At 64.6% G+C, this 14,319-nt stretch carries 13 protein-coding genes; 9 read left to right on the forward strand and 4 right to left on the reverse strand.

What is annotated here, in order from left to right; genetic code table 11:
- Positions 1 to 89: 89 nt before the first annotated feature.
- Positions 90 to 959: a DUF308 domain-containing protein gene (locus XH89_RS26135; RefSeq protein WP_194463245.1), complete on the reverse strand. Its 870-nt coding sequence runs from the start codon at positions 957 to 959 to the stop codon at positions 90 to 92.
- A 312-nt stretch (positions 960 to 1,271) separates the two neighbouring features.
- Between XH89_RS26135 and XH89_RS26140 the strand changes: the two genes are divergently transcribed.
- Together XH89_RS26140 and XH89_RS26145 are read left to right on the forward strand one after the other, a co-directional pair.
- On the forward strand, positions 1,272 to 2,921 hold the full coding sequence (locus XH89_RS26140; RefSeq protein WP_194463246.1) for a glycosyltransferase family 39 protein: 1,650 nt from the start codon (positions 1,272 to 1,274) through the stop codon (positions 2,919 to 2,921).
- A 193-nt stretch (positions 2,922 to 3,114) separates the two neighbouring features.
- Positions 3,115 to 3,894: a class II aldolase/adducin family protein gene (locus tag XH89_RS26145; RefSeq protein ID WP_194463247.1), complete on the forward strand. Its 780-nt coding sequence runs from the start codon at positions 3,115 to 3,117 to the stop codon at positions 3,892 to 3,894.
- A 363-nt stretch (positions 3,895 to 4,257) separates the two neighbouring features.
- On the opposite strand, the gene XH89_RS26150 is transcribed toward XH89_RS26145, so the two are convergent.
- The 3 genes from XH89_RS26150 to XH89_RS26160 all read right to left on the reverse strand — a co-directional run bounded on the left by XH89_RS26150 (position 4,258) and on the right by XH89_RS26160 (position 8,789).
- Entirely contained in the window at positions 4,258 to 5,652 is a 1,395-nt protein-coding gene (locus XH89_RS26150; RefSeq protein ID WP_194463248.1) for a M20/M25/M40 family metallo-hydrolase, read from the reverse strand.
- Between the two features lie 25 nt (positions 5,653 to 5,677).
- Entirely contained in the window at positions 5,678 to 7,006 is a 1,329-nt protein-coding gene (locus XH89_RS26155; RefSeq protein WP_194463249.1) for a glycosyltransferase family 87 protein, read from the reverse strand.
- A 160-nt stretch (positions 7,007 to 7,166) separates the two neighbouring features.
- The gene (locus tag XH89_RS26160; protein ID WP_194463250.1) at positions 7,167 to 8,789 is read right to left on the reverse strand and encodes a helicase HerA-like domain-containing protein; all 1,623 of its coding nucleotides are present in this window, start codon (positions 8,787 to 8,789) and stop codon (positions 7,167 to 7,169) included.
- Positions 8,790 to 9,132: 343 nt separating this feature from the next.
- On the opposite strand from XH89_RS26160, the gene XH89_RS26165 reads away from it, so the two are divergent.
- The 7 genes from XH89_RS26165 (at position 9,133) to XH89_RS26195 (ending at position 14,307) form a co-directional block, all read left to right on the forward strand.
- Positions 9,133 to 9,498: a DUF2267 domain-containing protein gene (locus tag XH89_RS26165; protein ID WP_194468637.1), complete on the forward strand. Its 366-nt coding sequence runs from the start codon at positions 9,133 to 9,135 to the stop codon at positions 9,496 to 9,498.
- Between the two features lie 24 nt (positions 9,499 to 9,522).
- Positions 9,523 to 9,930 carry a DUF4332 domain-containing protein gene (locus XH89_RS26170; RefSeq protein WP_194463251.1) on the forward strand — a complete coding sequence of 136 codons (408 nt, stop codon included), beginning with the start codon at positions 9,523 to 9,525 and terminating at the stop codon, positions 9,928 to 9,930.
- 244 nt (positions 9,931 to 10,174) lie between these two features.
- Entirely contained in the window at positions 10,175 to 11,035 is an 861-nt protein-coding gene (gene folP / locus XH89_RS26175; protein ID WP_194463252.1) for a dihydropteroate synthase, read from the forward strand.
- The gene (gene folB, locus XH89_RS26180; protein WP_027533885.1) at positions 11,032 to 11,400 is read left to right on the forward strand and encodes a dihydroneopterin aldolase; all 369 of its coding nucleotides are present in this window, start codon (positions 11,032 to 11,034) and stop codon (positions 11,398 to 11,400) included. The genes folP and folB overlap by 4 nt, the downstream gene beginning before the upstream one ends.
- A 1-nt stretch (position 11,401) precedes the next feature.
- The gene (folK, locus tag XH89_RS26185) at positions 11,402 to 11,893 is read left to right on the forward strand and encodes a 2-amino-4-hydroxy-6-hydroxymethyldihydropteridine diphosphokinase (RefSeq protein ID WP_194463253.1); all 492 of its coding nucleotides are present in this window, start codon (positions 11,402 to 11,404) and stop codon (positions 11,891 to 11,893) included.
- An 81-nt stretch (positions 11,894 to 11,974) separates the two neighbouring features.
- Positions 11,975 to 13,846: a methylmalonyl-CoA mutase family protein gene (locus XH89_RS26190; RefSeq protein ID WP_194463254.1), complete on the forward strand. Its 1,872-nt coding sequence runs from the start codon at positions 11,975 to 11,977 to the stop codon at positions 13,844 to 13,846.
- A complete protein-coding gene (locus tag XH89_RS26195) occupies positions 13,843 to 14,307 on the forward strand; it encodes a GFA family protein (RefSeq protein ID WP_194463255.1) in 465 nt (154 codons plus the stop codon). Before XH89_RS26190 ends, XH89_RS26195 begins: the two co-directional genes overlap by 4 nt.
- Positions 14,308 to 14,319: the final 12 nt, after the last annotated feature.

Genomic DNA, 14,319 nt, shown 5'->3' on the forward strand with positions numbered 1-14,319 from the left:
TTGGCCGAAATACGACGACTGGCGAATAGGAGCCGATTACTGATTCTGCCGACAACAGCGAGGAGACTTTACTTGAGCGCGGCCAGTCTTCAGCCGCGCTGGTCGAGATGGGCGCGCAGCTCGTCGATCGAGGCAAAGCGCATCATGCCTTCCGGCATCTGCGCCTCGATCGAGCCGTCGGAATAGAGCGAATAGGCCATGCCGTCGACGATGCCGGATTTCAGAACCGTCACCGGCGGCTGCTCGGGCTGTGGCGGCTCGGGCGGAGCAGATGCGGCAGGCTGCGGCACAGCGGGCTCGAAGGTCGACGACGGGCGTGGCGACGGACGACGCGCCGCGGGCGGCTCGGGCGGGCGCGCGCGGTCAGGTTTCGGCCAGGCGTCGTCGAAGCTCGCGTGCGGAACATCCGGCGCGGCCGGTCCCGCGGGCTCCGTGTGCGCTTGCGATGGCGCGCTCTCGGCGGCCTTGGTCCCCTTGGCCTCGGCGCGCTCGCGCTCCTTGCGCGAGCTCGAGGCGAACATCAAATTGCGCCGGCGCGGCGGCTCAGGCGCGGCGGGCGGCGGCGGAGCTGCCTCCGGCTCAGCTGGAGCCTCGGCGCGCGGGCGCACAGGCGCTTCGGCCTGCCATGGCGGCGCGGGCGGCGATGGCTGCGGATCGACCCGCGTCGCGGGAGCGGGCTCCGGCGCAAACGCACCTGATGCAGCAAGACCGGACGGCAACACCGGCCTGACGCGAACATCCGAAACTGTGGCCATCCCGGCCAGACGGCGGCTGATGGCTCGCAGCTCGAGCAGCACGAGATAGAGGCCAGCCAGTAACATTCCGGAGCAGACGCCAATCGTCCCACTCGTTATGAGCGTGCTGCCGAGGCTGAAATCCCTGATCGAATAGCCAAAAGCGATCGCAAGGAGGCCCGCCAAGACGGCGAAAATCCCTACGATCAACACAGCCAAGCTCATCGAACACACCCCCGGCCGCGCATCCATGCGCGACACCCGCTACGCCACGATACCGTCATCCTGCGTTCCTCGCCAACGACCAATTGCCGCCCCCGTTCCTAAGGGAAAGGATATCAGGGACTTATTCACATTCCCTTCAGCAACGGTCCGCTAGCTGTCATGTGCTCCCATGGGTTGGAAATTGCTGCGTCGCATCAGGAATTTAGCCATAATGCCCAATTACTTGGTAATGGAACTGCGCTATAGGGAGACCGGGGAACAGGCTCGCGCGCACCAGCAGGGTCAAGAGGGCATTCCGGGTCACCAATAGCCATGACATCCATCACGACTTCGGCGATCGACACGCCTCAGGGGCGCTCGGTTGAACGGACTTGCGACGACCTCGCCATGCTGGTGCTGGCTGCCGTCGCCGTCATCGCTGGCCTGACCTTCCGCGACTACGGACTCGGCTGGGACGACTACACCCATGCCGAATATGCCGACCTGCTGTTGCGCATGTACGGTTCCGGCTTCCGGGACACATCCGCCCTCTCCTTCGCCAACCTCTATATGTACGGCGGCGGCTTCGACATGGTCGCAGCGCTGCTGCACAAGATTCTTCCGCTCGAATTGTTCGAGACCCGGCGCCTGGTCGGCGCGATCGTCGGCGTGATCGGACTTGCGGTGACCTGGCGTCTCGGCCGCCGCGTCGGCGGACCGCTGGCCGGTCTTGGTGCGCTGTTGCTGCTGGCGCTCTGTCCGATCTTCTACGGCCACATGTTCATGAACCCGAAGGATGCGCCCTTCGCGGTTGCCATGATCATCCTGATGCTCGGCCTCGTCAGGCTCGCCGAGGAATATCCGCAGCCTTCACCGCGCACGATCCTGATCGTCGGCTTGGGTGCGGGCCTTTCGATCGGCTCGCGCATTCTCGGCGGATTGGCGCTGGTCTACGCGATGATCGGCTTCGTCCCGCTGTTCCTGGAGGAACTGCGCAACGAAGGTGCGCGCGAGGCCATCAGGCGTTTCGCCCATGTCGTCTACGTGCTGCTGCCCGGCCTCGTGCTCGGCTACCTCGTGATGGGCCTGATCTGGCCGTGGTCGATCATGCAGCCCGGCAATCCCTTCGAGGCTTTGACCTATTTCTCGCACTTCTTCGAGAAGCCGTGGAAGGAGATGTTCGACGGCGCGATCGTGTCCGTGCCCGACATGCCGTGGTCATATCTGCCGACGCTGTTCGCACTGCAGCTGCCCGAAGTGATGCTGGTGCTGATGGCCGGCGCCGTGGTCGGCACCCTCGTCATGGTGCTGCGCCGCGAGGCTCCGGCTCGCCGCAAGACCATCATGCTGATGCTGACGCTGGCTGCCACGCTGCCGCTCGCGATCGCGATGGTGAAGCGTCCGGCGCTCTACAACGGCATCCGCCACTTCGTCTTCGTGATCCCGCCGATGGCCGTGCTCGGCGGCGTTGCCTTCGCCTGGACCATGGAACGCCTGCGCACCAACCACCGCGCCTGGCAGCCGGCCGTGCTCGCACTGTTCTGCTTCGGCCTGGCGCTGCCGCTCGCCGAGATGATCCGGCTGCATCCCTATCAGTACACCCACTTCAATCACATCGCCGGCACGGTGCGCGGCGCCGACGACCGCTTCATGCTGGATTATTGGGGCCTTGCGCTGAAGCAGGCCTCGGACGAGCTGCGCGAGCAGCTCGTCGAGCGCCAGGAAGTGCCGCCGCGCAATCGCAAATGGAAGGTCGCGGTGTGTGGTCCGCAGCGCCCGGCCCAGGTCGCGCTCGGCCCCGACTTCACCATCGGCTGGGACTCCCATGCGGCCGATTTCGCCATGACGCTCGGCGAGTTCTACTGCAAGGGTCTCACCGCGCCCGTGATGGTCGAGATCAAGCGCGACGACGTCGTGTTCGCGCGCGTCTACGACATCCGGGGCCGCAGCATCTCCAGCCTGCTGTCGATCCCGGCGCCGTAACGATCGCTGCTTGATCGATCGGCCGCGCAGACGAGACGTCGTCCGGCGGCGCGTAGCCGGTTCTGAAATCCGGAACCTCGCAGCACGCCTCCATGCAGGCGACGCCGAACTGCCGCGCTTGGCGCGCCTTGCTGCCAGCCCCTTGCAAGACTAGGCTCCCTCCCCGCAACAACGAGGTTCGGAGAGATTTGCCATGTCGCCAGCGGAAGCCCGCCTGAAGGAAGTGCCGTCTGATATGACGGAGGCCGAGTGGCAGCAACGGGTCAATCTCGCCGCCTGCTATCGCCTCGTCGCGCTGTACGGCTGGGACGATCTGGTCGACACCCACATCTCCGCGCGCGTTCCCGGCCCCGACCATCACTTCCTGATCAATCCCTACGGGCTGATGTTCGACGAGATCACCGCCTCGAGCCTGGTCAAGGTCGACCTGCACGGCAACCAGCTCTCCGAGAGCGAGTACAGCATCAACCCGGCCGGCTTCACCATCCATTCGGCGATCCACGAGGTCCGCGAGGACGCGATCTGCGTCCTGCATCTCCACACGCTCGACGGCACCGCGGTGTCGAGCAGCGCCGAGGGCCTCCTGCCGCTCAACCAGACCGCCCAGCTGGTCACCCACGACCTCGCCTATCACGACTATGAAGGCATCGCGCTCGATCACGACGAGCGGCCGCGGCTGCAGAAGGATCTCGGCGACCACAACCACATGCTCCTGCGCAATCACGGCACGCTGACCGTCGGTCGCTCGGTCGCCTCCGCCTTCGAGCGCATGTATCACCTCGAGCGCGCCTGCTCGATGCAGGTGCGCACCCGCGCGCTGGGCACGCCCGTCTATCCGGTCGAGGAGATCGCGATCGAGAAGAACACCGAGCTGCTCGCCAACCGCGACAACGCCGAGCTGCGCGCGACCAACCTCGTGTGGCCGCCGCTGCTGCGCAAGCTCGACCGCGAGCTGCCGGGCTATCGGTCTTGAGATTTGCGCGAATTTGAGGTAGTATCTTCGTCGAACTACCTCTGCATGTTCTGGAATGAAACGCCGTCCAATCCCGGACGGCGTTTTTATTTTGGGGCGGTCACCCGTGCCTCCGCCGTCATTGCGAGGAGCTCGCGACAAAATTGCGAAGCAATTTTGCGCTGAAGCGACGAAGCAATCCAGAGTGTTCCCGCGGAGGGATTCTGGATTGCTTCGCTTCGCTCGCAATGACGAGGAGAGAGTCTTCGTAGGCTGGAGGTCTCGTAGGGTGGACAAAGTGGAGCGTGCCCACGTTCTTTCGCAATCATTGAGAGGTGGTGGGCACGGCGCTTTGCGCCTTTGCCCACCCTACCGCAGCTCGGCCTATTTCACCTCGGCCAGCGCCGCGAGGATCCTTGCCCAGGAGCGGATACCCTTCTGGAAGCTGCGCAGATCGTACTTCTCGTTCGGCGAATGGATGTTGTCGTCGTCGAGGCCGAAACCGACCAGCAGCGAGTCGAGGCCGAGCGCGCGCTTGAAATCGGCGACGATCGGGATCGAGGCGCCGGAGCCCATCAGCACGGTCTCCTTGCCCCATTCCTCAGTCAGCGCCTGCCTTGCCGCCGCAAGCGGCTTCATGTTCCAGTCGAGCGCCACGGCCGGTGCGGCGGAATGGTCGCCGAACTCGACCTTGCAGTCGCCGGGAATCCGGGCGGTGACATAGTCGCGGAAGGCTTTGCGGATCTTCTGGGGATCCTGCCCCTGAACCAGCCGGAACGAGACCTTGGCTGAGGCATGCGAGGGGATCACCGTCTTGGAGCCTTCGCCGATGTAGCCGCCCCAGATGCCGTTGACGTCGCAGGTCGGACGCGTGGAGGCCTGTTCGACCATGAGGCGTCCCCTCTCGCCGGCTGGAATCGACAGCCCGACCGGCTTGAGGAACGATTCCGGCGTGAAGTTGAGCTTCTTCCACTGCTCCAGGATTTCCGGCGGCGTGTCCTTCACGCCGTCATAGAAACCGGGAATGGTGATGTGGTTGTCGTCGTCGAACAGGCCGCCGAGAATCCTGGTCAGCACCCGGATCGGATTCATCGCCGTGCCGCCGAACACGCCGGAATGAAGGTCGCGGCTGGCAGCGGTGATCTTCACCTCTTCATAGAGCAGGCCGCGCAGCGCCGTGGTGATCGCCGGCGTTTCCGGGTCCCACATGCTGGTGTCGCAAACCAGCACGTAGTCGGCCTTGAACTCGTCCTTGTTGGCCTCGACGAACGGCACGAAGTTCTTGGAGCCAACCTCCTCCTCACCTTCGATCAGGAAGGTGATGTCGATCGGCAGCGAGCCCGTCACTTTCTTCCAGGCGCGGCAGGCCTCGACAAAGGTCATCACCTGGCCCTTGTCGTCCTCGGCGCCACGCGCGACGATGATCTTGCGGCCGTCGGCATGATCGGTCACGGCAGGCTCGAATGGCGGACGATGCCAGAGGTCGAGCGGATCGACTGGCTGCACGTCGTAATGGCCATAGAAGATCACATGCGGCCGTCCGCCCGCACCGGTCTTGCCGACGACGGCGGGATGGCCGGCAGTCGGTCTCACTTCGGTCGCGACGCCGAGGCTCGCGATGTCCCTGGCCAGATGCTCGGCCGCCGCCTTGCACTCGCCGGCAAAGGCCGGATCGGCGGAGATCGACTTGATCCGCAGCAGCGAGAACAGACGCTCAAGACTGTTGTCAAAGTCCTTGTCGATGTGGTCGAGCACGGATTGAAGCTGCGCGTTGGCCATGGTCGGATGTCCCGCTTTTCGAGTCTCAAGATGGCTGTGGTTTTAGCCCTGCCGCGGCGTCGGAGCTAGCCGCGTCAGGCGGATGCCTTATGTGCCAGGCGAGCGTAACGGCGAGAATCGCCGTGGCGAGGAGATTGTTGCCCCAGGCCTGGAAGGCGTTGGGAAACCAAGGCAGCGACAGCAGCATGAAAATGCCGGCAGCGCCGAGCGCGAGCCAGGTTCCCAGCCGCACCTTCGGCCTGATGTCGAAGGCAGCACGATGCATCAGCACCGTCATCGGCAGGAACAGCCACATGAAGTAATATTGTCGCGCCAGCGGCGAGGCCACCGTCATCAGGCAGAACAGAATGCCGAGCTCCTCGGCGTCCGAGCGCGCGGTTCGCTTGCGCGCCTGCGGCATGACAGCGACAAAGCCGAGCCCGAGCAAGACCGATATCGCGAGCACGATCCAGTTCGCAGTCCTGTAATCGACGTCGATGACATTCATCGTGCGTGGCGGCTTACTGGGATCTTCCAGATTGTAGTTGATCGGCCTGACCAGCCGGTGGGTCACCGCGATGAGGGACTGGTTGACCCACGACCAGTTCTGCTCATCGCGCTGGCCGAACCCCTTTTCCGAGCTCGAGCCGACCATGCCCTGGTACCAGGTGTTGAGCTCGGCGGCGTTGCGCGCGAAGCCGCGGATCGGCGCCGGCACGACATAGAGCAGGATGCCGATGAAAGCGATCATGCTCAGGACGGCCGTCCATTGCCTTCGCCAGACCAGATAAGGCAGCACCGCGATCGGAAACACCTTGATGGCGGTGGCGAGCGCGAACATGAAGCCGGCGAACCAGGACCGCTGATGCTGAAGGCACCAGATGCCGTAGAGCATGATCGCAAGCAGGACGAGGTTCGGCTGACCGAGATCGAACATGTCGAACACGAAGGTCACGGTGACGAACGCCGGCAGTGCTTCGAGCCACGGACCGGGCTTGCGGTCCGCGCCGGTCATCGCATTGGAGAGAATGCCCGTGTACCACCATGCCACCCCGTTCAGGATCGACAGCACGAGGTAGAGCGGGATCTTGCCGAACCAGCTCGGGATCGCCAGCAGGATCGCCGGCAGCGGCGGATAGATGAACTCGAACTGGTGATGGATGTCGCTGGGATAGAGCGGACCGCCATGCAGCACCTGCTGTCCGGCCCAGTACCACAGCGCGTAGTCCTTGGTCTTGCCGTGGCCGAAGATCTCCGGCCCGAGGACATCGGCGGTGAGAACGGCGCAGCAGAGCAGGAAAAGCAGATCGAGCGGCGCGCGCAGCGACGGAAGCCGCAATGCGCGAGGTTTAGCGGACGGAGTCGAGAGTGTCACATTATGTCCAATCGGAAACAAACTGCACGTAGCAGACCGACGGACGCTTGGAGAGTCCCCCCCCGACCCGAATTTGTAGTGTTGCGAGCGATCGCGTCCTGGCCTCGGCCGCCCCGCCCCAGGCTCGCGGGTGAATTTGCCTCAACTGGTGGCTGGCTGCCTATCTTCGCAGCAGTCCGCCAAGCGCGCCGCGGACGAGCGCGCGGCCGACCGAGCCGCCGAGCTGGCCGCCGACCGATTTGCCGAGATCGGCCACCACGCCACCGACCACCTTGTTGGTCACCGTGCGCGTGACGTCGCGCGCGATGCGCTGTCCCGTCGTCAGCCGGTTACGCCCGGTATTGGTGCCGAAGATGGTGCCGACGATCGAGCCGATCTGGCCGAGAATGCCGCCGCCGCTTGCTCCCGCCTGGCCGTCGGCCGTCACAACAGTGCCGGCGATGCGCTTCTGGAGGATCTCGTAGGCGGATTCGGCGTCGATCGCGGTGTCGTATTTGCCCTTGACCGGGCTTGCATCCATGATCGCCTTGCGCTCCTCCGGGCTGATCGGCCCGATACGCGCCGAGGGCGGGCGGATCATGACACGCTCGACCATCGCCGGGGTGCCGTTGCCTTCCAGAAACGACACCAGCGCCTCGCCCTTGCCGAGCTCCATGATCACCTTGGCGGTGTCGAGCTTCGGGTTGGGCCGGAAGGTCTGGGCGGCGGCGGCGACCGCCTTCTGGTCGCGCGGCGTGAAGGCGCGTAACGCATGCTGCACCCGGTTGCCCATCTGCCCGAGCACGCGGTCGGGCACGTCGATCGGGTTCTGCGTGACGAAATAGACGCCGACGCCCTTGGAGCGGATCAGGCGAACCACCTGCTCGATCTTGTCCATCAGTGCCTTCGGCGCGTCGTTGAACAACAGATGCGCCTCGTCGAAGAAGAACACCAGCTTGGGCTTGGGCAGGTCGCCGGCCTCGGGCAATTCCTCGAACAGCTCTGACAGCATCCACAGCAGGAATGTCGCGTAAAGCCGCGGGCTTTGCATCAGCTTGTCGGCGACCAGGATGTTGACCATGCCGCGGCCGTCGCGGTCGGTCTTCATGAAGTCCTTCAGGCTCAGCGCCGGCTCGCCGAAGAATTTGGCGCCGCCCTGGTTCTCCAGCACCAGGAGCTGGCGCTGGATGGTGCCGACGGTGGCCTTGGTGACGTTGCCGAAGCCCTGCGCCGCTTGCCGGATCGGTGCGAGCGGATCCTCCTCCGCGTCCGGCTCCTTCTTGCCGCTGTCGGGCACGATGGCGTCGAGCAACGCCCGCAGGTCCTTCATGTCGATCAACGTCAGGCCATTGTCGTCGGCAACGCGGAAGGCGACGTTGAGCACGCCCTCCTGCACGTCATTGAGATCGAGCATGCGCGCCAGCAGCAGCGGCCCCATCTCGGTGACGGTAGCCCGTACCGGATGGCCCTGCTCGCCAAACACGTCCCAGAACACCGTCGAGAACTGGTCCGGCTGGAACGTCAGTGCCATCTCGGTGGCGCGCTTGACGATGAAGTCTTTTGCCTCCCCGACCTCGGAAATGCCGGAGAGATCGCCCTTGATGTCGGCGGCGAACACCGGAACACCGGCCCGCGCAAATCCTTCCGCCATCACTTGCAGCGTGACCGTCTTGCCCGTTCCGGTCGCTCCCGTCACGAGGCCGTGGCGATTGGCGAGCGCCAGCGTCAGCCAGGCCTGCTCGTCTCCCTTGCCGACGAAAATCTTGTCGTCGGTATCGCCGAGCTTGTTGTCCTGCGCCGTCATCACTCTCTCTATCGTTTGTTTCGCGTATCGAACGCGAGCCCGCCAGTTCCGTAGTTTAATGCATGTCGCAAGTCGAATGAAACCGTTCAAGGCGCCGCCGAGCTGCGACATTGTCGGAGACGACGCGCGCGGCATGCTCCAAAAGTCGGAAGCGTACATTCGCACCGCGGCAATTTTTCACGGATTTGTTCTCCGCCCTTGCATCGCTGCAACACTTTTCGCGTCTTCGAGAATGAATCGGAACGTTGCGTGCGTTCATCGCTTGTATTTCACATCACACCGGCTCAAGATCGTTTTTCGAAAGAATACTCCGGCATGCAAACCGGCTGAGGGGCGGGCCAATATGGACGAGCTGATCGGGCGGCTGGCCACAAACGCCAGCATAGATAGTGCTGTCGCTGAAAAGACCGTCGGCATTATCCTGGGTTTCCTTCGCAGCGAAGGTCCGTCTGACAGCGTGCAGGCCCTGATCGACCAGATTCCGGGTGCAGAAAGGGCGATCGAAGCGTCCAGGAGCGGCGGAGGGCTGTCACGGCTGATGGGCGGCGGCCTGATGGCCGTCGGCACGCGCCTGATGGGCCTGGGACTTGGCATGTCCGACATCCAGACCATTGCTCGTGAACTTTTTCGCTTCGGTCGAGACAAAATCGGAGCGGATCAGATGGGCAAGATCATCGCAGGGACGCCAGGCCTCAGCCAATTCGCCTGAGCTGTCGTATTCATACCGAGCATCATGACATATCCGATTTCCGAGATTGAGGGCCTGCCGGCCTTTGCCGCCAACAAGCTGAAGGCGCACGGCATCCGCACCACCGACGCGCTGCTGGAAGCTGCAAGCACGGCGAAGGGCCGCAAGGCGCTCTCGACCAAGACCGGCATCAGCGAGCAACAGCTGCTGGAATGGGCCAACGTCTCCGACTATATGCGGATTCCCGGCATGGGCCGGGCCAAGGTCGGCCTGGTCCGCGCCGCCGGCGTCACGACGGTGCGCGAGCTCGCCTATCGGAATCCGGCAAGGCTGGCGCAGAGCATGCGCGAGGCGAACGACCGGAAGAAGCTCGTCCGCATCCTGCCGTCGGAGAAGTCAGTCGGCGACATTATCGCCAAGGCCAAGAAGCTGGCACCGAAGATCACGTATTGAGGGCAAGCTCTCTCCCGCATTCTTCCTTCACCGTCATCCTGGGGCGCGAGTGGCGCGATGCAAGGCATCGCGCCGGGAGCCTCGAAGGATGCACGGCCACGCTGCCGCAACACGGAGAGATGGGCCGTCGCCCTTCGAGGGCCGCTGAAGAAGCGGCCACCTCAGGGTGACGGTGATAGAGCAGCGCTCATACACCCCCAATCCCGCCTTGAATCCCCCCTCCCCGACCGCTAAAGCGGGCCGCATGAATGCCTCGCCCTCCCCATCCGTCCCGCCGGCCGGCTCGGCCGGGCCTGATGTGTTGCGGACGCTCGTGGGCCGGCCGTTGCCGGCGGTGATGGGCGTTCTCAACGTGACGCCGGATTCCTTTTCCGACGGCGGCGATTTCATCGCGCCGGACCAGGCGCTGGCGCGGGCGCGGGCGATGATCGCCGATGGCGTCGACATCATCGATATCGGCGCCGAATCCACCAGGCCCTACAAGGGCGCCCAGCCGGTCACGGCGGCTGACGAGCTGGCACGGCTCAAACCGGTGCTCTCAGACATCGTGGCGCTGGCCGTGCCGGTTTCGATCGACAGCATGAAGGCGGAAGTCGTCGCCTTCGCGCTCGACCAGGGCGCGGCGATCGCCAACGACGTCTGGGGATTGCAGCGCGACGCCCACATGGCGCCGCTGATTGCTGCGAGAGGCGTCCCCGTCATCGTCATGCACAACCGCGACAGCGTCGATTCCGCCATCGACATCGTCGCTGACATGAAGGCGTTCTTCCTGCGCTCGCTCGATATCGCCGCTAAGGCCGGTATCGCGCGCAGCAAGATCGTGCTCGATCCCGGCATCGGGTTCGGCAAGACCGCCGAGCAGAGCATGATCGCGCTGGCGCGCTTACACGAGCTCGACATGTTCGGCCTGCCGATCCTGGTCGGTGCCTCGCGAAAACGCTTCATCGCCTCGGTGTGGCCGTCGGAGCCGAAAGAGCGGCTCGCCGGCTCGATCGCTGCGCATCTGATCGCCGCGCAGAAGGGCGCGAAGATCATCCGGACCCATGACGTCGCCGAGACCTTGCAGGCCTTGCGGGTCGCACACGCAATCGAGAGCAAGCAATGACCGATACGATCTTCGTGACCGGCCTGTCGATCCATGCGCGCCATGGCGTGATGGATCACGAAACCGAAGTCGGCCAGCGTTTCGTCATCGACCTCGAGCTCTATACCGATCTGTCGGAGCCTTCGCGCAGCGACCGGCTCGCCGATACCGTCTCCTATGCCGACGTGGTGGCGACCACGACGGCGGCGTTCAAGAACACCAATTACAAGCTGCTGGAGCGCGCGGCGGGTGCCGTCGCCGACGCCATCCTGTCGCACTTTCCGCGCATCCGCGCCGTGAAAATCACCGTGCACAAGCCGCACGCCCCGATCGCCGCGATCTTCGACGATGTCGGCATCATGCTGACCCGCTCGCGGCATCCCTGACATGGCGAGCGTGCTGATCGCTCTCGGCGGCAATGTCGGCGATGTCCGCGCGACATTCAAAAAGGCGATCGCCCATATCTGCGGCATGGCACAGGCCACGGTGGTCGCACGCTCGTCGGATTACGCGACGCCGCCCTGGGGCGATGCGGACCAGGATCCCTTCGTCAATGCCTGCGTCGAGATCGAGACCGATCTTGATCCGCACGCGCTCTTGTTCGTCATGCAGAAGGTCGAACAGAAGTTCGGCCGCACGCGCGACAAGGATCGGCGTTGGGGGCCACGCACGCTCGACCTCGACATGATCGCCTATGACGACGTGTCGCTTCAGAAGCCTGATTTGACCCTGCCGCATCCGCGGCTGTTCGAGCGCGCCTTCGTGCTGGTACCGCTGGCCGAAATCGCAGCCGATCGCGTCATATCAGGCCATCGTGTGCGTGACGGCCTCGCCAGCGTCTCGACGCAAGGCATTGAGCGGCTTCCGGATACCGGTTAACCAAAAACGACCGTTTGCAGGGACGGTCCGGCGTGGCAAATTCGCCTGCGAATATCGAGATGTTCGGGAGCCTTTGGCCGTATGACCTCCGTGACTGACGATCTGCCGCTGGCGGCCGATTTTCCCAAGGCAACCGTCGAGGACTGGCGCAAGCTGGTCGACGGCGTGCTGAAGGGCGCGCCGTTCGAGAAGCTGGTCGGCAAGACCTATGACGGTCTCAAGATCGAGCCGCTCTATCCGCGCGCCAGGGGCGTTGCGCCGGTGGCGGGACGTGCGCCGGCGGCGCCGTGGCAGATCATGCAGCGGATCGACCATCCCGATGCGGCCGTGGCGAACGCACAGGCCTTGCAGGATCTGGAGAACGGGGCCACGGGGCTTGCGCTGGTATTCGCCGGCGGCAGTGGCAGCCACGGTTTCGGCCTGGAACCGACGGCCGGCGCAGTCGCGAAGGTGTTGAAGGACATTCACCTCGATGCGGGCATCGGCCTCGAGCTTCAGGTCGGCCCGCAATCGCGGATGGCTGCGATCCATGTAGCGGAATATTTGAAAAGCAAGGGCCTCGATCCCGCCGCCTGCGCTATCCGCTTCGGACTCGATCCGCTGGCCGGCTGTGCCGCGTGGGGCCACAGCCCTTATAGCTGGGACGAAATCGTTCCGGCGGTGACCGGCGGTATCAAGGGCCTCGCCGCGCTCGGTTTCAAGGGACCGTTCGCGTCGGCCGACGGGCGCGTGATCCACGACGCCGGCGGCTCCGAGGTGCAGGAGCTCGCTTTCGTGCTCGCCTGCGGCGTCGCTTATCTGCGCGCCATCGAAAGCGCCGGCGTTCCGCTGGAAGCCGCCCAAGGCATGGTCTATGCGCGGCTTGCCGCAGATGCTGACCAATTCCTGACCATGGCAAAGTTCCGCGCGCTGCGATTGCTATGGGCGCGCGTCGAGACCGCCTGCGGCCTGACGCCAAAGCCGCTGTTCATTGCCGCCGATACGGCCTGGCGCATGCTGACGCAGCGCGACCCCTATGTGAACATGCTGCGCGCGACCATCGCGACGTTCGCGGCAGGGCTCGCCGGCGCCAACGCGATCACGGTGCTGCCGCATACGCTGGCGCTCGGGCTGCCTGATCCGTTCGCGCGGCGTGTGGCACGCAACACGCAACTTCTGCTGCTGGAAGAAAGCAATCTTGCCAAGGTCAGCGATCCCGCGGCCGGATCCGGCGGCATCGAGACGCTCACGGCGCAGCTCTGCGAGGCCGCCTGGGCGCTGTTTCAGGAGAGCGAGAAAGCCGGCGGCGCCTTTGCTGCGCTTCAGCAGGGGCTGTTCCAGAGCAAGGTCGCGGCGGCGCGAAAGGCACGCGATGCCAACATCGCCAAGCGCCGCGACGTACTGACGGGCGCCAGCGAATTTCCAAACCTGCACGAGAGCGAGACGGCGGTGCTGAAGGCGACGCCGATCGCGCTGGCACCTTATGGCGAGCAGAAGTACAAGTTCGATCCACTGCCGCCGATCCGCCTTGCGCAGCCATTCGAGGCGCTGCGCGACAAATCCGACGCCGCGTTGAAGGCGCGTGGCAAACGGCCAAGCGTGTTCCTGGCCAATCTTGGCACCCCCGCCGATTTCACGGCGCGCGCGACCTTCGCCAAGAGCTTCTTCGAGGCCGGCGGCATCCAGGCCCTCGATAGCGATGGTTTTGCCGATCCCGCCAAGCTGGTGGCCGCCTTCAAGGCCTCCGGCGCCCCGCTCGTCTGTCTCTGTTCCAGCGACAAGGTCTACGCGGACCACGCCGAAGCCGCAGCGAAGGCCCTGCAAACCGCGGGCGCGCGACATATCTATCTGGCAGGCCGCCCCGGGGAAGCCGAGGCGGCTCTGCAGGCCGCTGGCGTTGCGGGCTTTGTCTTCGCCGGTGGCGATGCGCTTGCGACGCTGCAAGACGCTTATGTGCGGATGGAACAGGCATGACCGACGCCAGCAAACCCGTTCTCACCGGCGGCTGCCAGTGCGGCGCAGTGCGCTTCGCCGTCACGGCCACGCCGAACCGGGTTTCGATCTGCCACTGCCGGATGTGCCAGAAGGCGAGCGGCGCGCCGTTCGCCTCCTTTGCCGACATCAACCGCACGGATTTCGCCTGGACCAAGGGCAAGCCATCTGCGTTCCAATCCTCTACGATTGCGATGCGCGACTTTTGTGCGGCCTGCGGAACGCCGCTGAGCTTCCGGCGCATCGATGGCCCGCGCATCGAGATCATGACCGGCACCTTCGACCGGCCAGACCGGCTGGTGCCGACACGGCAATACGGAACTGAATCGCGCCTCGGCTGGGTGGTCGGAATCTCCAACCTGCCGAGCCAGACCACGCAGCAGAATTACGGACCGGAGAAGATGGCGACCATCGTCAGCCATCAGCATCCGGATCATGATTGAGCGTTTATGATG

This window comes from Bradyrhizobium sp. CCBAU 53340 (genome assembly GCF_015291645.1).
GTDB lineage: Bacteria > Pseudomonadota > Alphaproteobacteria > Rhizobiales > Xanthobacteraceae > Bradyrhizobium.